The 21,116-nt window shown below is 35.5% G+C and carries 18 protein-coding genes and 5 pseudogenes; 9 read left to right on the top strand and 14 right to left on the bottom strand.

The genetic code is table 11. The features are described from left to right. Positions 1–153 precede the first annotated feature (153 nt). Entirely contained in the window at positions 154–795 is a 642-nt protein-coding gene (fsa, locus tag HUB92_RS06535; RefSeq protein WP_007552982.1) for a fructose-6-phosphate aldolase, read from the bottom strand. Between the two features lie 730 nt (positions 796–1,525). Beyond that, a complete protein-coding gene (locus HUB92_RS07030) occupies positions 1,526–1,660 on the bottom strand; it encodes a hypothetical protein (protein WP_256437785.1) in 135 nt (44 codons plus the stop codon). Between HUB92_RS07030 and HUB92_RS06530 the strand changes: the two genes are divergently transcribed. Next, positions 1,635–2,401 (top strand): IS5 family transposase gene (locus HUB92_RS06530; protein ID WP_410543339.1). Its coding sequence is split into 2 segments (ribosomal slippage): positions 1,635–1,962 and positions 1,962–2,401, totalling 768 coding nucleotides; the frame shifts between segments, so codons are not numbered across the junction. The genes HUB92_RS07030 and HUB92_RS06530 overlap by 26 nt on opposite strands. A gap of 19 nt (positions 2,402–2,420) precedes the next feature. Beyond that, a pseudogene (locus tag HUB92_RS07335) lies at positions 2,421–3,395 on the top strand (IS3 family transposase); the annotation flags it as partial. 480 nt (positions 3,396–3,875) lie between these two features. Here HUB92_RS07335 and folD read toward each other — a convergent pair. The 5 genes from folD to HUB92_RS06490 form a co-directional block, all read right to left on the bottom strand. Next, entirely contained in the window at positions 3,876–4,754 is an 879-nt protein-coding gene (gene folD, locus HUB92_RS06510) for a bifunctional methylenetetrahydrofolate dehydrogenase/methenyltetrahydrofolate cyclohydrolase FolD (RefSeq protein ID WP_209472766.1), read from the bottom strand. Further along, positions 4,738–5,313 carry a UbiX family flavin prenyltransferase gene (locus HUB92_RS06505; RefSeq protein WP_010082294.1) on the bottom strand — a complete coding sequence of 192 codons (576 nt, stop codon included), beginning with the start codon at positions 5,311–5,313 and terminating at the stop codon, positions 4,738–4,740. Before HUB92_RS06505 ends, folD begins: the two co-directional genes overlap by 17 nt. Next, on the bottom strand, positions 5,306–5,572 hold the full coding sequence (locus HUB92_RS06500; RefSeq protein WP_010082293.1) for a DUF2312 domain-containing protein: 267 nt from the start codon (positions 5,570–5,572) through the stop codon (positions 5,306–5,308). Before HUB92_RS06500 ends, HUB92_RS06505 begins: the two co-directional genes overlap by 8 nt. A 13-nt stretch (positions 5,573–5,585) precedes the next feature. Then, the gene (locus HUB92_RS06495) at positions 5,586–6,869 is read right to left on the bottom strand and encodes an HlyC/CorC family transporter (RefSeq protein WP_209472764.1); all 1,284 of its coding nucleotides are present in this window, start codon (positions 6,867–6,869) and stop codon (positions 5,586–5,588) included. A gap of 88 nt (positions 6,870–6,957) precedes the next feature. Next, complete coding sequence (locus HUB92_RS06490; RefSeq protein WP_209472762.1) at positions 6,958–8,136, bottom strand: aspartate aminotransferase family protein; 1,179 nt, start codon at positions 8,134–8,136, stop codon at positions 6,958–6,960. A gap of 275 nt (positions 8,137–8,411) precedes the next feature. Between HUB92_RS06490 and HUB92_RS06485 the strand changes: the two genes are divergently transcribed. Next, positions 8,412–9,584: an NADH-quinone oxidoreductase subunit D gene (locus HUB92_RS06485; RefSeq protein WP_010962676.1), complete on the top strand. Its 1,173-nt coding sequence runs from the start codon at positions 8,412–8,414 to the stop codon at positions 9,582–9,584. 27 nt (positions 9,585–9,611) lie between these two features. On the opposite strand, the gene HUB92_RS06480 is transcribed toward HUB92_RS06485, so the two are convergent. After that, positions 9,612–9,755, bottom strand: coding sequence for a hypothetical protein (locus HUB92_RS06480; protein ID WP_153296793.1), 144 nt, complete (start codon positions 9,753–9,755; stop codon positions 9,612–9,614). A gap of 353 nt (positions 9,756–10,108) precedes the next feature. Here HUB92_RS06480 and HUB92_RS06475 point away from each other — a divergent pair. Next, positions 10,109–10,875 (top strand): IS5 family transposase gene (locus tag HUB92_RS06475; RefSeq protein WP_410543338.1). Its coding sequence is split into 2 segments (ribosomal slippage): positions 10,109–10,436 and positions 10,436–10,875, totalling 768 coding nucleotides; the frame shifts between segments, so codons are not numbered across the junction. Between the two features lie 323 nt (positions 10,876–11,198). Here the strand turns inward: HUB92_RS06475 and HUB92_RS06470 are convergent. The 5 genes and pseudogenes from HUB92_RS06470 to HUB92_RS07325 all read right to left on the bottom strand — a co-directional run. Next, positions 11,199–11,393 (bottom strand): annotated as a pseudogene (locus HUB92_RS06470) (IS256 family transposase); the annotation flags it as partial. A gap of 84 nt (positions 11,394–11,477) precedes the next feature. Next, entirely contained in the window at positions 11,478–12,809 is a 1,332-nt protein-coding gene (locus HUB92_RS06465; protein ID WP_038199773.1) for a DNA recombination protein RmuC, read from the bottom strand. 173 nt (positions 12,810–12,982) lie between these two features. Then, positions 12,983–13,963, bottom strand: a pseudogene (locus tag HUB92_RS07330) (IS3 family transposase). Between the two features lie 209 nt (positions 13,964–14,172). Further along, positions 14,173–15,102, bottom strand: coding sequence for an AEC family transporter (locus tag HUB92_RS06445; protein WP_209472760.1), 930 nt, complete (start codon positions 15,100–15,102; stop codon positions 14,173–14,175). A 304-nt stretch (positions 15,103–15,406) separates the two neighbouring features. Beyond that, positions 15,407–15,549, bottom strand: a pseudogene (locus HUB92_RS07325) (N-acetyltransferase); the annotation flags it as partial. 16 nt (positions 15,550–15,565) lie between these two features. Between HUB92_RS07325 and HUB92_RS06440 the strand changes: the two are divergent. After that, positions 15,566–16,725 (top strand): annotated as a pseudogene (locus tag HUB92_RS06440) (multidrug effflux MFS transporter). Between the two features lie 27 nt (positions 16,726–16,752). Here the strand turns inward: HUB92_RS06440 and prfA are convergent. Beyond that, on the bottom strand, positions 16,753–17,832 hold the full coding sequence (gene prfA / locus HUB92_RS06435; RefSeq protein ID WP_209472758.1) for a peptide chain release factor 1: 1,080 nt from the start codon (positions 17,830–17,832) through the stop codon (positions 16,753–16,755). A 98-nt stretch (positions 17,833–17,930) separates the two neighbouring features. On the opposite strand from prfA, the gene yihA reads away from it, so the two are divergent. From yihA to HUB92_RS06415, 4 genes are all read left to right on the top strand, one after another. Next, positions 17,931–18,524, top strand: coding sequence for a ribosome biogenesis GTP-binding protein YihA/YsxC (gene yihA / locus HUB92_RS06430; RefSeq protein WP_010962460.1), 594 nt, complete (start codon positions 17,931–17,933; stop codon positions 18,522–18,524). Positions 18,525–18,528: 4 nt separating this feature from the next. Further along, positions 18,529–19,440, top strand: a complete 912-nt coding sequence (gene argB / locus HUB92_RS06425; RefSeq protein ID WP_209473400.1) for an acetylglutamate kinase — start codon at positions 18,529–18,531, stop codon at positions 19,438–19,440. 414 nt (positions 19,441–19,854) lie between these two features. Then, positions 19,855–20,316 (top strand): dUTP diphosphatase, encoded by a 462-nt coding sequence (gene dut / locus HUB92_RS06420; RefSeq protein ID WP_006279458.1) that lies wholly within the window; start codon positions 19,855–19,857, stop codon positions 20,314–20,316. A gap of 63 nt (positions 20,317–20,379) precedes the next feature. Continuing rightward, a complete protein-coding gene (locus HUB92_RS06415) occupies positions 20,380–21,033 on the top strand; it encodes a hypothetical protein (protein WP_182282568.1) in 654 nt (217 codons plus the stop codon). Positions 21,034–21,116: the final 83 nt, after the last annotated feature.

Genomic DNA, 21,116 nt, shown 5'->3' with positions numbered 1-21,116 from the left:
GGGTTAGCTATAAAGTTAAAATTCGACCAGGGCAGCCGCAATAAGGTAGCAAACGCCATCATGTCTTTAGGAGAGTTTGCTAATGAAGGCTCTTAAGTTGACGCCATTGCCTGAACGGATACGCCAATTTTTATGTTCATTTGTAACCGTCTATTATTTTACACCCCAGTCTTTTTCAAATATTGCTAGCCCTTGGTCAGTAAGTGGGTGATTAATTAATTGTCTAAGTACTTTTGCTGGCACAGTAATTGAATCAGCACCAAGCCTTGCAGCTTCTATTACATGCGCTGGGCTTCTCACTGATGCAACAAGAACTTTAGTATCAAAACCGTAATTAGAATATATAGTACATATATCTTCTATTAGCGATAAGCCATCATAGCTTATATCATCAAGGCGACCAACAAAGGGGGAAATAAAACAAGCACCGACCTTAGCGGCAAGCAGTGCTTGTCCAGGAGAAAAACATAATGTGATGTTAACAGGTATTTTATGCTCTGTCCATAACTTTTTACAAGAAATTAATCCTTCATGTGTAAGAGGTAATTTGATCACAACATTATCAGCAATTTTTGCTAAATTCAGACCTTCTGTGATCATCTCTTCATGGCTATCTGCAACAACTTCAACACTAACAGGCCCTTTTATAATAGAGCATATTTCACGCACTAAATCCTCGTATTTATCTTTACGCCCGGACTTTGCTATTAAAGAAGGATTAGTTGTTATGCCGTCAATGAACTCCTTTAGTCCTTTAATTTCATTTAAATCAACGCTATCAAGAAAAATTTCCATATTAATCTCCTATAAAAAAAATACCCTTGCAAAATCTTGTCATCCTACCGCTTGACTTACAACCGTATGAACTTTCTGCGTTGTAAACATCAAACAGCCGATAACACAACTGTACAAATATTGAGACATAAGAGTAATTTGTACCAAGAAAAAAGATGTCATCCCAGTGCCCAGACCCCTTAGACAATGTACCATCTTTTGATTTTGTCCATTCTGGGCGGGGTTTTCAAGTTCTTTGATCTTAAATACTACATCTACTTTATCAAGATCAATGTTGACTTCTTTTACTAATGTTCTAATAAGACTACGTTTGGCTTGCCAATCTAGGTCCGATTTAACACTAGAATAAAAGCCCTTTATGCTATTTGTAATAAGATTCATTTTCTGCCGTATTCCCTTTTACCTTTTTCTTCTCTCCTTCAATCTCTTTTAAACGTTACTTCATTTTTTTTATTGCCTGCTTAAAGTCTTCCTTACTTATAGTTAGTGCATACTTTGTTGCCGTAAAAACTTCTGGTACCCAAACAATTGTAATAAGTATACACAATCTTTGTCAACTATTTTCGGCACTGGTATATTGACCTTACCCAGAAAAAGTGGAGAGAAAGAAAGGAGTTTTTTCGGGTAAAATAAAATTTTGGAGGATTAGAAATGGTAAGAGAATATACGGCAGAATTCAAATTGGAAGCTGTTAAGCTGGCAAATGAACAAAGAAAGGCAGGTCAAACAATTACGAAAATAGCAAAGGATTTAGGAATAAAGGGTGGTTTATTAGAGCCTGTCTTGAAAAGAAATGAGAAAGAGAATATGATGAGATAAGTAAAAAATAGTAGGTAAAAATGTATCCAAGTGATATAAGTGACAAAGAATGGGAAATTTTGGAGCCAAGTGTTGCACAAGGTGCAGTAGGACGGCCAAGAAAGCACAATATTAGAACAATTATTAATGCAATAAGATACATAATGAAAGGTGGTTGCCAGTGGAGAATGCTGCCAAAAGATTTTCCGCCATGGAAAACGGTGTATGATTATTTTCTCAGGTGGCGTAATAGTGGCAAATTGGAAGAAATACACGATATGTTAGTAAAAAAGGTAAGAAAAATGGTTGGCAAAAATGAAATACCTTCGGTAGGAATAATTGACAGTCAATCAGTGAAAACCACTCAAAAAGGGGATCCAGAGGATATGATGCTGGCAAGAAAATAAAGGGTAGAAAACGTCACATCATTGTGGATACAATAGGCCTAATTATTACAGCTGATGTTCATAGTGCAGGCATTCAAGATCGTGATGGTGCTCTAAATCTTTTTACTCAAGCTAAACGAAAAGCTTCAACGCTACAAAGGTTTCTCGCTGATCAGGGATATATTGGTAAATTGCAAAATTACTGTTTATTGAAAACAGGATGTTTATTGACGATTACTAAAAAAGCAGCTGATGCTGTAGGATTTCAAGTTATTCCTAAACGGTGGATTGTTGAAAGAACTTTTGCTTGGCTTTCCAATTTTAGACGTATGAGCAAGGATTATGAGCATTCTCCTCTTACTTCAAAAACTAATATCTCCTTTAATATGATTACTATTATGCTTGCTAAATTAGCTGCTTAGTTCCTTTCAAGACAGGTTCTTAGGAAAATGGATAAAGAAACACAACGAAAAAAAGTCGGCAGCAGATGCATTTCCAGGTAGAGGTAACATGGCTCCTTACGACAAAGAGAGGTTTGATTTACAAAGAGAGTTAGCAAGAGTAACAAGGGAAAGAGACATTTTAAAAAAAGCCCTGGCCAGTCAAAAAGAGTAAAATATTTTTTTATATAGTAACTGCTATAAAGTACAGGAATTATGTAGGATTTTCTGCTAGTGGCTACTATAAGTGGACCACAAGAAAAATAAGCAGTAGAGAATCAGCAAATAAAGAGTTATTAGCAGATATTCAAAAAATATATCAAGCTTCTAAATGTAGATATGGAGCTCCTAAAATTCATGCTGAATTGAAGGCTTTGGGTAAAAGTTGCAACTTAAAAACAGTGCAAAGTATTATGCAGAAAAATGGTATTCAGGCTATATTGAGAAGAAAATTTAAAATTAAGAAACAACAAACGGACAGTAGCTCCCAATATATTAGACCAAAACTTTATTGTCGATCAACCAAATAAAGTATGGGATTACTTATATAAAAACCAAAGAAGGATGGCTATATTTGGCAACAATAATCGATCTATATTCACGCATGGTAGTTAATGAGCAGTTCAATAAATAAACAATTGGTTATGGACTCTTTATTAATGGCCGTTAACAAGCGTAAACCTGCCAAAAATCTACTATTACATAGTGATCAAGGTTCACAATATACTTCGCAAGGTTATCAATATCTCTTATCCATAAAAAACATAGATGAGTTATAAAGGTTGTTGTTACGACAATTCTGTTGTGGAAAGCTTCTTCAGTTCTCTAAAAAGGGAGTTACCAATAGACACCTCTCGGCACTCTAAACAGCATATCAAAACTGCTATATTTGAATATATAGAAATTTTTTATAACAAACAACGTCACTATTAACTATTGCATTCCTGAGCATTTTGATTCATCATTCTCTTTGTGAAAAACATTCCAAACTTTCTCTCCACTTTTTCTGGGTAAGGTCAGATACTATAAACTATAAAAAAATTTCTCCGATAGTTCATATAGCAAGTAAATTCACAAAATGAAGACTATTATTTTTATTACAGGTGTATCTACGGTTGGAAAATCAAGTTTGGCTCATATATTAGGTTCAAAGCTTTTTATGCCTAGAAACTTTGCAATTCCACTAACTATAGCTAACCCAAGAAAGGTTTCCCTACGTCATACCGCCGCGGTATCTCAGCATAGATTCCGCTAACGAGTAGCGGAATGACGAATTTGTTGTTTTTCAAATTGTAGGTAAACCTAAGCCACTTTAGCTATACTTGTAGAGAAAAAAGAATAGATGATGATCCTAAATATTTAATAAATTTGACTACTGAGGAATTTCAAAAATCTCAATTTTTTATTAATTGTGATATGGTACATTCTATCTTCATATAGCTTTCCTCTTCATACCTCAACTAATGAAATCAGAAGCATCAACTCCCTTTTGCAAGCAAGCAGCAATAACAGTGTTCATCATTAGAAATGCAATGGTCATTGGGCCAACGCCCCCGGGTACTGGGGTCATAGCTTTGGCTTTCCCTTTTATTCCTTCAAAGTCAACATCACCTACAAGCTTTCCTACGTTAACGCTATTTATGCCAACATCGATCACTATTGCACCTTTCTTTATCCAGTCTGCTTGAACAAAATTTGGCTTTCCGACTGCTGCAACTACTATATCCGCTTTAGAGCAATATTCAGCTAAATCCTTGCTTTGTGAATGCAAGATGGTGACAGTGCAGTTTTCTTGCAATAGCAGGTAAAACATTGGCTTGCCCACGATATTTGACCTACCAATTACCACTGCGTTTTTACCGGAAAGGTTCTCTTCAATTGACTTAATTAAATGCAAAGAACCTTTAGGAGTGCAAGGTATAAGGCAGTTTTTTTCACCTTTAACTAATTTGCCAACGTTTTCATCATGAAAGCCATCTACATCTTTTTCAACACTTACTGTGTTAATTACTCTGCTTGCACTAATATGATTTGGTAAAGGCAATTGCACTAAAATGCCATGCACAGATGGATCTTCATTTAATTCATTGATTTTTTCAATTAATTCATCTTCTAAAATATTATTAGGCAAAACAATGGTCTCAGAACTTATGCCTATTGATTCTGCTTTTTTCTGTTTGTTGCGAACATAAACCTGACTTGCTGGATTGCTACCCATGAGAATTACTTTCAGGCAAGGAAAAATGTTATACTCTCTCTTTAAAATATCAATTTTTTGTGATAGCCTCTCACATAGGTCGTTTGCTATTTTTTTACCATCAATAATAATTGTCACTTCCTTGCCACTCCTTAAAGTCGGGTAATTTGATATCAAATAAATCCAATACTTTGCCAACAGAATGATTAATAATATCATCTAACGATTTCGGTTTAATATAAAAAGCAGGCACTGGTGGAGCAATAATTGCTCCCATCTCCGTTAATTTTAACATATTTTGTAAATGCCCAAGATGCAGTGGTGACTCTCGCACCATAAGAACTAACTTTCTTCTTTCTTTTAGCGTTACATCTGCAGCCCTTGTCAATAGATTGGAAGTAACACCTGATGCGATTTCAGACATTGTCTTCATAGAGCATGGTGCTACAATCATCCCTGAGGTTTTAAATGAGCCGCTTGCTATTTTTTCTCCAATCTTTTCTTCAGAATAGTAAAAATCTGCAAGTGATGTAATATCTTCAAGTTTTTCTTTAATCTCGTGAGCTAAAGTTACTTTCCCAGCACGACTTATCACTAAATGAGTTTCATAATCGACGTCTTTCAACGCTTCTAAAATACGCACACCGTAAATAGAACCAGATGCTCCACTTATTCCAATTACAATTCTGCTATTCACTTAACTCTTCTTCGTAGCTCATTCCCAATGCACGTTTATAGGTATCAAGCAATATTTCTTGTTCCTCTCTGTCATCATCATCCATCTTCCTCAGCCTAATAATTTGTTTCATCACTTTTATATCCCAACCTTCATCTGCGGCTTTTGCATATACATCACGAATGTGATCTTGCACATCCCTCTTTTCTTGTTCAAGTTTTTCGATTCTCTCTATGTAACCCTTCAACTCTTCAGCCGTTATTTTTACTGTATCTTCCATGAAACTCCACTAATTAATTGCTGCCACTAATATTACCAATTTTTACTTGCACTTCAACAACAGTAATAATATTTTTATCTTTTTTTAAAATCTTAAAGCGAAAACCATACATGGAAAACTCCTCGCCTTCGTCAGGAATGCGCTCTATTTCATTCACAATCATACCTGCTAGAGTTGTAGCTTCTTCATCAGGGAGATTCCAGTATAACTGCCTGTTAATGTCCCTAATAGTAGATTTTCCTTCTATGTGATACATATTATCAGATATTTTCTTTATAAAATTCTCCGTAATCAAATCATGTTCATCCGAAATTTCTCCAACTATTTCTTCCAGTATATCCTCAAGAGTTACAATTCCCTGCAGTGCTCCATACTCATCAATAACAAATGCAAGGTGTTTCCTGTTCTTACGGAAGTTGTGAAGTTGCACGCTGAGCGGTGTACTTTCTGGTATGAACCAAGGCCTTGACATAACTTGGGTAATGTCAACTTCTTCCGCTTTATTATTCTTTTCACGCAAAGCATTTATTAGAGCTTTCACGTGAATTACACCTACAATGTTATCTGGTTCCTTCTGCCATAAAGGTACTCTACTGTGACTGCTGGTTAAAATCTCTCTTATTAACTCTTCTTTATTCCGATCTATATCAAGAGAAAATAGGTTTCTTCTATGGGTCATAATTTGTGATATCTCTGTCTCAGCCAAATCAAGTATGCTGCTTAGCATATCTAAATCCTGTTGCAACATAGTTCCTTCACTGCGGTGAAGAGTAATCATATTACGCATTGCATCCGCTGCAGATATCACTTCCTTATCTTTATGCAGCCCACATAATTTTAGGATGAGGTTAACAATAAATTGAATACCTAGTGTCAATGGAGAAAAAATCTTTACAAAAAACAATACAAAATAAGCAGAAAATGATGCAAATTTTTCAGGATTTTGAATAGCATAAGTTTTTGGTAGAACTTCGCAGAACAATAAAATACAAAATGTCATTATAATTGTTGATAGGAGAATGCACTCATTTCCAAAAAGATTGATAAATATTGCTGTAAATAAAGCAGAGCAAGTAATATTAATAATTGTATTGCCGAGCAATACCGTTCCTATTGTCAATTCTTTCCTATTTAATAAGCGATCTATTACCCTGGCTTTTTTGTTACCGTCTAGCTTTAGCTTATTAACTCGAGAACGGCTAATTGAGGTTAAGCCTATTTCTGCTCCTGAGAACAAAAACGATAAAACTAACAAAACAAAAATTGCTGATGATACTAAGACCAATAACCAATCCATTAAAGTACGATGTTATTGTGATAAAAAATAAAATTAATTTTACATGTTATGAGAGGCATTTGCAAGCCTGAATTTATATTGCCGAATTTTATATACCTTTAATCTTAAAAAACAAATCATAAAGCATATTACACGCTGCGTTCACATGCTCATCCTCAATGATAAGTGGTGGGGTTACCCTTACTACTTTGTTGTTTAAAATCCTAGTTATTATTAAACCTTTATCAAGAGATCGACTAATAATTTTATCAGCTACAAGAGTTGCTAGTTCTATTCCCATTAGTAACCCTTCTCCACGAACTTCTAAAATCATCTCAGGAAATTCTTTAGCTAAAAGCAACAGCTTTTCTTTTAAATATTTACTAATTCTTTTAACATGATCAAAAAAGCCTTCTTTTAGCATTATATCGAGCACTGCATTACCAACAGTCATGGCAAGTGGATTGCCACCATAGGTTGATCCATGAGTTCCTGGAGTAATTGCTTCTGCTATATAATCTTTCACTAAACATGCAGCTACAGGAAAACCGTTACCCATAGCCTTCGCACAGGTTAGCATATCAGGTTCAATGCCGACATTTTGATAATGAAATAAAGAACCGATGCGTCCATATCCGCACTGCACTTCATCAAAGCACAAAATTATTCCTTGAGCTTTTGTTATTTCCCTTACTTTTTGAAGATATTCTACGTCTAGTGGATATACTCCACCTTCGCTTTGTATGGGCTCTAAAAATACAGCAGCTATTTCATTGTTGATTTTTTCTTCTAATGCTTTAATGTCATTTCTTGGCACTTTATCAAAACCAGAAAGGAGCGGAGCAAAACCTTCGCGTGATTTTTCATTGCCTCCAGCAGAAATTGCAGCAATACTGCGGCCATGAAAGCCTCCTTCAATTGTAATAATACGATTACGTTTTGCTTGCCCTTTTGAATAAAAGTAACGACGAATAAACTTAATTGCAGCTTCTGTTGCTTCAAGCCCACTTGAGCAGAAAAAAACTTTATCTGCAAAAGTAAGGGTTGTTAAACGCTCGGCAAGCCTTTCTTGCTCGGGAATAGTGAAAATGTTAGAGCAGTGCCATAATGAGCTCGATTGCTCTTTCAGCTTATCTGTAATGTATGGATGACAATGCCCTAAAGAAGTTGTAGAAATACCTGCAGCAAAATCTAAATATTTTTTACCATCTTTATCAAAAAGATATGCCCCTTCTCCCCTGACTATAGGAGTGTCAAGTCTATTATACGCATTAACAACATGATCCATTTTATAAGTATTGTGGTATTATCTATACTATACCTGAAATGAATCCATTAACACAAAGCTTTTCCTTTAACCTCTTATGCTACTTCAACTAAAAATTTGGCTAATGCAAACCTTTTTTGTCATTCTATAGCTAAAGTGACTTGGTTTTACCAACACTTATTAGCCATTGTAAAAGTTTTTGTTTCTATTGAATGATAGTTGTAGCCTATGCAAGAAGTTTATTGACTTTGAGCGCACTTTAGCCTATACAATTTTAATATCTTAAACTACTGGACATGCCCGATCTAAAGACAATGATGTTAAATTTTGGACCTCAGCACCCAGCTGCACATGGAGTGTTGCGTCTTGTTTTAGAGATGGATGGTGAAGTGATCGAGAGGGCAGATCCCCATATTGGGCTTTTGCACCGCGGTACTGAAAAATTAATAGAACATAAAACGTATCTTCAAGCTTTGCCTTATTTTGATCGCCTTGATTACGTATCACCAATGTCACAAGAGCATGCATATTCACTTTGTGTGGAGAAATTGTTGCAATGTGAAGTGCCAATTAGGGCAAAGTATTTACGTGTCTTGTTTTGTGAACTGACGAGAATACTAAATCATTTACTGAACGTTTCTTCTCAAGCACTTGATGTTGGAGCAATGACCCCTCTTTTATGGCTCTTTGAAGAAAGAGAAAAAATACTGGAATTTTACGAAAGAGCTTCAGGTGCAAGGTTTCACGCAGCTTACATCAGGCCAGGTGGAATTGCAGCAGATGTTCCAGAAGATTTGATTGAGGATATTGCAAAGTTTATAGAGCAATTTCCAAAATATATAGACGATGTTGATGAACTTTTAACAGAAAATAGGATATGGAAGCAACGCACTGTAGGAATTAGTGAAATATCAATTAAACAGGCACTTGATTGGGGCTTTAGTGGCCCAATGTTGCGCGCTGCTGGGCTTGCTTGGGATTTGCGAAAAAGCCAGCCATATGAGATATATGATCAACTAGATTTTGATATACCGATCGGCCAAAATGGCGACTGTTATGACCGTTATCTAGTTAGAATGGCAGAGATTAGGCAATCTATCAGTTTGGTGAAGCAGTGCATAGAGAAAATGCCTGAAGGGCAAATAAAAACTGAAGATAGAAAAATTTCTCCACCGTCAAGAGCAGAGATGAAAAAATCTATGGAAGCTCTGATTCACCATTTTAAGCTCTATTCAGAAGGATATCACGTACCAGAAGGTGAGGCTTACGCAGTTGTTGAGGCACCAAAAGGTGAGTTTGGAGTGTATATAGTTTCAGATGGTACCAATAGACCTTATAGGTGCCGAATAAGAGCACCTGGCTTTGCGCATTTACAAGCCTTAGACTTTATGGCAAAAGGACACATGCTTGCTGACGTTGCAGCAATTATTGGCTCACTCGATATAGTTTTTGGTGAGATTGATAGGTAATCATTGGTACCCGTTCAGGCAATGGCGTCATGCAAGTAGCTGACACATAACTGTACGAACATTTGTTTGCAAAGGCAGTATGTTAAGTGTTATAGCCGATTTTGCCTCAAACACAAAGGCAGTGCCTTGACTACTTGGATCCAGAAAAATTGATTGTGTACTATACAACATTTTTGATCAAAAGCGTAACCGTTCACTGTTAGACTGCATTCTGTGATTTTTAGCAAAACATGATCTTTCATTTGAGCTTCCTTCAATTTAAAATAAATACAGAAAATTGCTGCCTATAGCTAAACTGACTTAGATTTACCAACAATCGTCATCCCGCTACTTGTTAGCGGCTAAGAGATACCGCGGCGGCATAGCTATCTTCAAAAATATGGTTGAATAATTGTGTGTATAATTATTAATATTTTTAAACACTTTGGCTATGGCTTTATCTAAGTTTCTCGACCCTAAGAGCCTGTCTTGAAAAGAAATGAGAAAGAGAATATGATGAGATAAGTAAAAAATAGTAGGTAAAAATGTATCCAAGTGATATAAGTGACAAAGAATGGGAAATTTTGGAGCCAAGTGTTGCACAAGGTGCAGTAGGACGGCCAAGAAAGTACAATATTAGAACAATTATTAATGCAATAAGATACATAATGAAAGGTGGTTGCCAGTGGAGAATGCTGCCAAAAGATTTTCCGCCATGGAAAACGGTGTATGATTATTTTCTCAGGTGGCGTAATAGTGGCAAATTGGAAGAAATACACGATATGTTAGTAAAAAAGGTAAGAAAAATGGTTGGCAAAAATGAAATACCTTCGGTAGGAATAATTGACAGTCAATCAGTGAAAACCACTCAAAAAGGGGATCCAGAGGATATGATGCTGGCAAGAAAATAAAGGGTAGAAAACGTCACATCATTGTGGATACAATAGGCCTAATTATTACAGCTGATGTTCATAGTGCAGGCATTCAAGATCGTGATGGTGCTCTAAATCTTTTTACTCAAGCTAAACGAAAAGCTTCAACGCTACAAAGGTTTCTCGCTGATCAGGGATATATTGGTAAATTGCAAAATTACTGTTTATTGAAAACAGGATGTTTATTGACGATTACTAAAAAAGCAGCTGATGCTGTAGGATTTCAAGTTATTCCTAAACGGTGGATTGTTGAAAGAACTTTTGCTTGGCTTTCCAATTTTAGACGTATGAGCAAGGATTATGAGCATTCTCCTCTTACTTCAAAAACTAATATCTCCTTTAATATGATTACTATTATGCTTGCTAAATTAGCTGCTTAGTTCCTTTCAAGACAGGTTCTAAGCTGGATTTAACCTTCAAAAAAATATGTAGGGTCAAGAACTGGCGCGCCTACTTTAGGGTTTGGTGGCTGATCCATTGTTTTCACAATAGGCCTCAATCCAAATTCCCATGTTAACGTTTCCAGCTCCCGCCTCGTCAAACGCAGCATCCGCACTACGCTTTCCTAGCAGATTCTTTACCAAAGTTTATAACATATTGTGCTGGTGATGCTTTCGGTTTGTAATACCTTATTCTATAGTCTGAATATAGACCCAGCGTTTTGTATATCCATTCGCTACTCCACTTCTTCCAACCAAACCCTCTCTTCACTTTCAGCTAATAAGTGATTTTCTATTTCACCTTCCAAACTTGCCTCCAGCAGCTTTTTTATAAATGGTGTAAATGCTCCATCCCTTCCTGTTAATGGTCTGCCTTCCCTTATTGATGACAGTATATTTGCTTCCAGTTCTTTGTAATCTACCAAACCGGTAGTTCTGTTTACTACTTTCTGACTCATTGTCAAACCTCCATTTTTTTTATATCAATTTATTACTTTTTTTTTGGTTTGACACACTTTTTTGAACATTCCCTGTTAAGATGCCTAATCTACTTTCAGCTCCTCAGTATGTAAACTGCGTGGTAAAGACTCTAATTCCTTTGCAGCACTTAAACTTTTATTTTTTGCATGTATACCAAGCTTATTGAATTCTCGAGCAGCAGGAAACACCCTTGCTTCAAGAGAGCCAGCAGTTTTATTATAATGATCAACAGCACTTTTTAAGCTCCTGCGCAAATTATCAAAGTTTTCACCCATTGTGCAAATGCGCTCATATAAAATATGACCTAGTTCACTGATTTTCTTTGCGTTTTCAGCTATCATCTCTTGCTTCCATCCATACGCTATTGCTCTCAGCAACGCAATTAGAGTGATCGGTGTTGCAATGATCACTTTTTTTTCCACTCCAATCTCTATCAAAGCAGGCTCATATTCCAGTGCTGCGCTAAAAACCCCCTCCCCTGTTAAGAAAAGCACCACAAGTTCTGGCGTATTTTCAAATTGATTCCAATACTCTTTTTTACCCAAATCATTTATGTGTTTTTTTATTGCCAGGGAATGATTCTTTAATTTCTCCTTTTGTATTTGCAAATCATTTTGTGATATAGCATCCATGTAAGAATCAAGCGGCACTTTAGCATCTATTATTATTTGCTTTCCAGATGGCATTTTGATTATTAAATCAGGACGCAATAAATTATCCTCGTTTTTATCAACCACTGACGGCTGAGTAAAAAAATCGCAATATTCAATCATTCCCGCCATTTCTACCACCCTTTTGAGTTGCATTTCACCCCACTTTCCTCTGATGTGAGGCTTTCTCAAGGCATTAGCAAGGCTGGAAGTTTGGTTCATCAGCGCTCCAATTTGCTCCTTTAAACCTTCATAGGCCCCTACCCTCTCTTTTTCCAGCTCGCGTATTTCATTATCAAATTTTTCTAATTTTTCTTTTATTGGAGTTACAACTTCGTTGATCGTTGCTTGTCTTTTTTTGAAATCGCTTTCCGTTTCTTTTAATTTACTATCGATTACTTCCTTTGCTAAGTTCAGAAAATTATTGTTATTTGTCTGCAAAGCATCAAGAGAGAGCGCTTTAAAAGTGTTTGTTAATCTCTCCTCTGCTTTTGTTAGTAATTCTATTTCCTTTTTCTTTTCCTCACGTTCTTTTTGCAGAGTTACTTCAAGTTCTGCTTTTTTGACCCTTAAATCAACTATTTCTTCATTCTTCGTAAGCAAAGTTTGCTTTGTTTCTTGAAGTTCTTGCTCTAATTTACATAAATTACCCTCAAGGTTTGCTTTCTTTTCGCTCAGTTTTTTTACGATAATGTAGAAAAATAGTAATAGAGAGACAACCAGAGCTATAGAATTGAAAAGCATCAGAATAAAAAAGCTGTATTTACAATTCTATATGATTTTTGTGTGTATAAGAAAGAAAAAAGGAGCACCTAAAGAGGTGACCTTACCCAGAAAAAGTAGAGAGAAAGTTAAGACGTTTTTATCATGAGAATAAATTGTGCAGGAATGCAATAGTTAATAGTAGAATGTCTACGTTATTTGTTATAAAAGATTTCTATGTATTCAAATATGGCAGTTCTGGTTTGTTGAGCGAGAAGTATCAATAAGCAGCTCCCTTTTAAGTGAACTTTTCTGCAACAGAGTTATCGTAACAACAGCCCTTATGGCTCATGCTGGAAATGATGTTTTTTGTATTCAATAGAAATTGGTAATTTTGAGAGGTATACTGTGACCCTTGATCGCTATGTAACAGCAGATTTTTATCGGGTTTGCGTTTATCAACGGCCATCAATAAAGAATCTATAACTAATTATCATGTTACTCATTAACCACCATGCGTGAATATAGGTCAATTATTGCCGCCAACAACCTTCTTTAGTTTTTATGTAGGTAATCCCAAACTTTATTTGGCTGATCAGTAGTAAAATTTTGATCCAATGTGTTCGGAGCCACAACTCGGTTGCTTATTTGCTGTTTTTTATTTTTGAACCTTCGTCTAAACTTGGCTTTAATGCCATTTTCTTGCATAACACTTTGTACTGTTTTAATTTTTGCCTAAAGCTTTTAATTCAGCGTGAATTTTAGGGGCTCCATATCTGCATTTAGAAGCTTGATGTATTTTTTGAATATCTGCTAGAAGCCCTTCTTTTGCTAATTCTTTACTGCTTTTTTCCTTAGCAACCCATACCACCAGTACAAGACCCTACATAGTTCCTGTGTTTTATAGCAATTTCTATATAAAAGAATACTTTACTCTTTTTCTTTGCCCAGGGCTTTTTTTAAGATGTCTCTTTCTCTTATTAGCTCTTTTTTTAGATCAAATCTTTCTTTGTCATAAGGAGCCTTTGCCTGGAAATGCGTATGCTCCAGACATTTTTCCATCATATTTTCTTACTTAACATACTGCCATCTATACCTAGATCTTTTGCTATTTTTGTACTTGCTTGACCTGTTTCTTTAACCAGCTTAACAGCTTCTAATTTGAATTCTGCTGTATATTCTCTTCTATTTGTCATATTTTGAAAAAACGTTTTATTTTACTCCAAAAACGTCTTAACTTTCTCTCTACTTTTTCTGGGTAAGGTCAATTTACCGCCGCGGCGCTAACTAGTAGCGGGATGACGGGTTACCAAATTGTAGAAGTTGCTTTAGCTATAAATTCAAGTTTTATCAATGTCTTGTGTTGTTACCCAAATAATGGTTGTGCAAGCGCTTAATTTTTTGATCAAAAAGGAACAAGTTTAGTAAAAAATAATGATATTATTAGTGGAACATAAAACAGTCCCACTGCAGTACTGATTAGAAGCAACAGAGTAGCTTTATCTGGTTGATAATTCAAAATATTAGCAAGTATTATACTGGACCCAGAAACTGGAATAATAGCCAGCAACATCAGTGCTTTATATATGCTCTCATCGTATATACCTATAACATGCTTGTCTAAAAGGACAATTCCTAAAACAAACAGTGGCCAGAATACGTACTTTGCTGTAATAGTGATCAAAGCAAGCTTCCAATCTATTTTAAAGCTTGCAATATTCGCAATGCTCACTCCAAGTAGCACCATTCCTAATGTGACAAATGTACTTCTAATATTCATCATAACATCTGTTAAAAAAGTAGGTATTTGTATATCGTATATACTTAAAAAGAAGCCCAGAACCATCGCATAAAGCGAAGGAAGTTTGAACAACTTTAATATGCATTCTTTTGCGGTATAAATACCATTTGCAGCTATGTAAAATCCTAAGCTGTTTTCAAATAGCGCCATTCCTATATAACAAACAACATATACAGATACTGAATCTTCATCAAATAAAGCCATGGCAATCGGCAGGCCAAAATAACCCATACTTGTGCTGCCCGAGCTAAATGCTAATATGTTTCTTGTGTTATCCTTAAATAAAAAAGAAGAAAGATAATACACTGATAAGGACATAGTGTTACCTATAAACCATATCAAAATCGGCAGAGAAATTACTTTTAAGTTAACTTCTGTATGAGAGACTCCATATAAAATCACTATTGGATTAGCTATATAAAAAAGTATTTGAGATATAGTGTTTCTATCAATTTTAAGATATTTTCCTGCTAAGTAACCAATAAATATTGTAATATAAATAGGTAATATTTTGAGAAAAAGAGTAAGGAACATACTAGCCTATTGTAATATTTTTGATTGATAAAGTGACATTAGATCTTAAGGTGTTGTAAAAGTAAACAAAATTTATTTTCCAATTTATCCAGCTCATAGTTAATTAAATTAGTGCCAAAATTTGTTTTTACATAGGACTTAAGAATGACATTTGTATGATAAAATTATGTTAAGTTTCTGTAAAGCTTCTTGCATATTTTTGAATAATGACATATTTACTAAAAATTAAACTGCTTGTAGTAATTTAGACGGACTGTTGAAAAAGTAAGAGGAAATAAGTAAAGTTAGGACAGAGAGTAAGAGCTTTAACATAGTTGTCATATTTTTCTTTAATTAACCCTAGTGTCCAATTTATCCACCATTCCTTCACATGAGGTGTTTCTAACCATTTTAATAACAGTAAAAAATGTTTTCTTTCAACGCTTTAAATGTGATATTTTTATTCATTAATTAAAAATCTCAAATGTTACTACCATTTCTGTTAATCCTGTCTCTCATTGCCAAGTTCATTGAAATTGACATTTCCGTACCTAGTTTTCCTGATATGGTGCACTATTTTAACGTACCGGAAGGCATAATTCAATTAACTATTGCTTATAATTTCCTAGGCTTTTAGGAGGGTTGTTTTTTGGTCCATTGTCTGAATGCTATGGCAGAAGGAGAATTATGATCATAGGTAACACTTTGTTATTAATCGGCGCTGTTGGTTGTGTTTTTGCACCGTCGATTTTTTGGCTTTTAATCTCTCGCTTTGTTCAGGGCATTGGTGTTAGCACATCTGTAGTTGTGTTTGCAATCGTTGCAGACAGCTACAAAGGCGACGAAGCGGTGAAATTTATTGGAATCATGAATTCTGTTCTTACAGTTGTCATGGCAATTGCGCCAGTGTTAGGCAGTTTCATCAATGAAATTGTAGGATGGCGTGGTAATTATTCAACTGTTGCAATACTTTGTTTGATCTCTTGGGTTTTGCTGCTTTTAGCGTTACCAGAAACAAAAAAGAACCGCGATATTTTCAGTTTGAAAAAAACGATGAAAGATTACAGAAAACTACTATCTAATCCGAGGTTTGTTACGTTGTCTTTGATGTCAAGCCTCTTTTCTGCTGCGTATATGTCATTCATTACTTGTGGACCTTTTCTGTATATGAAGACTTTTGGTTTATCTAGCACTATTTATGCACTACATCAAGGTGCAATAGTTGGGTGCTTCTCACTCATCAGTCTATTTGCTGGCAAAATCTTGCAGAAACTTGGAGCAATAAAGTGTGTAATTTCTGGTACGAGCGTGGGTGCTATTGGGTCTCTATTGCTTGCAATATTCAGTATAATTGTACCCCACTCTTTCTACTTAGTAACACTGTCTATGATTATTTTTTCTATCGGTTGTGCAATTTTCCAGCCAGTGATTTTTAATGCATCAATAAATGTTTTCCCTGAAATTAAAGGCACAGCTTCTTCTGCAGTCTCGTTCATTAGAGCTTTTATCATGGCTATTTTTATCGGCTTAACAAGCTACATTTACAATGGTCAAACAATTAGTGTAGCTGTTCTTGTTTTATCCGCGATAGTACTAGAACTTGTTTTTACTGTCTATCTATTGCGTTTAAAAGATCCTATGTAATTAATAAAGATATTCCATTGTAGGCTGCTAACTTTCCCCTGCCAATCTTTCTGCTTCATTACGTGAGATTAATGCCTCAATAAATTCATCTAGTTCGCCTTCTTTCATAATCTGCTCTAGCCGATGTGAAGTTAGATTAATTCTGTGGTCTGTTATTCTTGATTGTGGGAAATTATATGTTCTTATGCGCTCGGAACGATCACCAGAGCCAATCTGACTTTTCCTCATTGTTGACCTTTCCATTTCTTTTTTTTGTCTTTCAATTTCGTATAGCCTTGCCCTCAATACTTTGAGCGCTTTAGCTTTATTTTTATGCTGCGATTTTTCATCTTGCTGTATCACAACTATCCCTGTTGGCAAGTGGGTGACCCTTACTGCGCTGTCAGTTGTATTCACTGATTGCCCTCCAGGACCACTGGATCTATAAACATCTATTCGTAAGTCTTTTTCTTCTATTTTAAAGTCAACTTCTTCTACTTCAGGTAATATCGCAACAGTAGCGGCAGAGGTATGCAACCTTCCTGAAGATTCAGTTTCTGGCACTCTCTGTACTCTGTGCACTCCTGATTCAAATTTCAACCTTGCAAAAACTTCTGTTCCATTAATGAGTGCAGAAGCTTCCTTATATCCACCTATACCTGTATTAGAAATGCTTATTGGCTCGAACTTCCAATTTCTTCTTTCTGCATATTTTTGATACATACGAAATAACATTGCTGCAAATAATGCTGCTTCTTCTCCGCCTGTACCTGCTCTAATTTCTAATATTGCATTTCTTGAGTCATCTTCATCTTTGGGCAATAATGCTAACTTTAATTTTGCTTTTATTTTTGGTAATAATACCTTGTGCTTTTCGAAAAATTCTTCTTTTGCTAACTCTTTTATATCACCTTCGCTGTTTTCATCTTTCATTATTTCTTCTAAGTCTGAAATTTCCTCTTTCAGCGTGTTATATTCATCAATTATCTTGATTATTGGCCTGAGCTCAGAGTATTCCTTTGAAAGGGTAATGAATTCTTTTTGACTTAAATTGGTAGGATTTTCCAAATTCCTCTCTATATCATTAAATTTTTTCTTTAAGTCTTGTAAATTATTTTCCATATCCATATAGCACAGATCTAGCTAAGTAATATATACTGAAATAAAAAATTTCTTATATCAAGCAATAACACTATAATATACCTACTACCTTCTAGTTGAATATAATGGCAAAACAGATAACATCAAACTGCAATTTCATATTTGGAGCTTCGGATATAAAATCATTACCAAATGAGTCGGCTCCAGAGATTGCGTTTGCTGGTAGATCAAATGTAGGAAAATCCAGTCTGATCAACTTACTGATAAACAGCAAAAAAGCTGCCAGAGTTTCCTCTAAACCTGGATGCACTAGACAAATAAATTTTTACTCTATGTACGATGATAAGTTCAGACTTGTTGATCTACCAGGGTATGGCTACTCTCATGCAGGCAAGGAGGAAATTATACAATATTTAAACTTAATTGAGTATTATCTAATTCAAAGAGAAAATCTAAGAAGAGTGTTTGTGTTGATAGATAGCAAGGTAGGATTAAAAGAAATAGACAAAGACTTCATTTATTGGTTAATATATAATAACATTAACTTTAACATTGTGCTAACAAAAATAGATAAAGTAAGTCAAAAAAGCTTAGGTGCTGTTATAGAAGATATTCAAAAATGGATTAATAATGAGAATGTGTCAATTCATCAAATGAGCATCCGTGTTAAGCATAAAATAACCAAGGTAAGAGATGAGTTTTTCAAGTTTACAAGATAAAAAAATGAAGAGTAGTGAATTTTTAAAGGGTGAGGTATCATTTGAACAAAAAGCAGAAATATTACTTGAAGTGCTATCTAACATACCTAGCTTTGTAGGCGAGACTTTTGTCATTAAATGCGGTGGTACAATAATCTTAGATGAAACACTATTTAATACTTTTGTGCATAATGTTGTCTTGTTGAAGCAGCTTGGTATAAATCCGGTAATAATTCATGACGGAGAATATGAAATTAACTCAGTGTTAAAAATGCTGGATATGAACAGTAAGTTTGTGAATGGTATCAGACTTACAGACAAAGACACTATGAAAATCATTGAAATGGCACTGTGTGGTTCAGTTAATAAAAAAATTGTTCAGTATATAAATTCTGCTGGTGGTTCAGCTATTGGATTATGTGGAAAAGATGGTAACTTAATTAAAGCCGAAAAAATAACCGCTACGCTTAGAGAAGATAGATCAAATAATATCGAAAAGATATTAGACATGGGGTTCATCGGTAGACCCACTGAAATCAATCCTGATATATTATTTTTTATTGAAGAATCAGATTTTATACCAGTTATTGCACCAATTGGTCATGGAAAAGATGGGGAAACATATCATATTGATGCCGATAGCACTGCAAGCGCAATCGCAATCGCAGTTTCTGCATCTAAAATGATAATCTTGAGTGACACAGATGAAGAAATAGATAAAATTGGTGGCAGGAAGATATCTGTTAAAAATTTAAATGCATCGATTGATTGTGGGAAAATTAAAGGGGAAAAATTTATTGAAAGGCTTATGGCATACGTTAAAATGGCGGAGGAATGTGCTGGAGTTGTTCACATAGTTGATGGTAGAATACCTAACATTATGCTTGATTTATTTACTGAGAGTAATTCAAGCATATCGATTGTGAGTGATTTATAGCTATACTGCTTGCAACTACACGAATACCAAGAGGGTGTCATTCAAGTAGCTGACACTGGAATGACAACAATCTACGTCATACCGCGATTCATTCGCGGTATCTCTAGATCCCGCTAACAAGTAGCGGGATGACGGTTGTCAGGGTGTCATCCCAGCGCCCTTATGATGTCATCCCAGTGCCCAGACACTGGGATCCAGAAGACTTAATTTCAACCAAGTGGCTGCATAATAAGGACTAGATTCCAGACTGGAATGACATCATAGAGGCACTGGGACGACAAAAAAAGGAGCACTGAACTTGTCAAGGAATTTTATGGCCTAGCGTCACGCGCTGGAATGACATCATTTACATTTATCACTTTTGCAGATACAATTTACATGCTATAATTGAGTCTTCATAGATGGTAAATTGGAGTGCAAAGAAGTAAAATTAAAGTAGAAATAAAAAGATTATCACACGGAGAAGACTTGTCTCTTCCATGTTATGCAACTACGCAGAGTGCTGGCATGGATCTTTATGCTGCATTGAATGATTCTGCTGTTTTAAATCCACTTGAAAGATTACTTGTTCCAACTGGAATTGTGATTGCAATACCAAACGGTTTTGAGGGGCAAATCCGCCCACGTTCTGGTCTTGCTGCAAAACATGGAATCACTGTCTTAAATTCTCCGGGCACTATAGACTCTGATTATCGAGGTGAAGTTAAAATTTGTCTAATTAATCTAAGTAATCAGCCATACGAAATAAAAAGAGGAGATAGAATCGCACAAATCCTTATTTCTCCTGTATCTCAGGTAATTTGGGATGACAGAGAAGAATTCTGCGCAGAAGAAACCGGTCGCAATGCAGGGGGCTTTGGCTCAAGCGGCAGGTAGCTTACGAAAAAGCTTGACTATGACAGTTTTTTTATTTAAGCATATTAATATTTGAGGTCGTTTATGCTAACTTTCAAAAATCACTGTGGTCAATTCCACAAAACAAATACTGCACTTGTTGCACTTACTTCTTTGTATGTCATAGGCGCAGCAGTAGCACTTTCAGCACCATATTGGGTGTCTTCAACTTGCACGCTTGCTCCACTTGCAGCTTTTGCAGCTACACCACTTGGAATCGGTATATTAGCAATTGTTGCTGTTGCACTGGTTAGTTCAGCAATGTACGCTATCAGCAAAAACAATGAAATATCTGAGTTGAGAGCTCCGAAGATTGTTGTTAATAACGATAGAAAAAACGGTAAAGAAACAGCATTGCTAGTAACAAAAGACACATTTAAGGAAATGGCAAGGAATAACCAAGTTAAAGATGAAGAAGGTAAGGTAGAAAAGGGTAAACATTATATAGCCTTCAGCTTAGAAGGCAAGAACTACCGTATTATTGTTGATATTAATCAGCTTACCAATACGCTAGGCAATACTTTACTCTTCGAGATAGGTTCACTAAAAGAGAAAAACGATGAAGGTAAGTTCGAGGCAGTAAATGAAACAAAGTGGAATAAAACATTAGGTTTAGACAAAGATGGTGCTAAAGGGGTTAACACTTATTTAGGCTCACTTATTGTTGAACAAGTTGCTTCTCAACAACAGACAGTATAGCCAAGTGAAATAAAAGAGGTAGATTAAGTCTGCCTCTTTGTTTTTTTTGATTTTTAGTGTTACGCGCATAACTGCATGGATGT

This window comes from Wolbachia endosymbiont of Wiebesia pumilae, assembly GCF_017869285.1.
In the GTDB taxonomy this organism is placed as follows: Bacteria; Pseudomonadota; Alphaproteobacteria; order Rickettsiales; family Anaplasmataceae; genus Wolbachia; species Wolbachia pipientis.
This window is presented reverse-complemented; position numbering and strand designations above follow the sequence as displayed.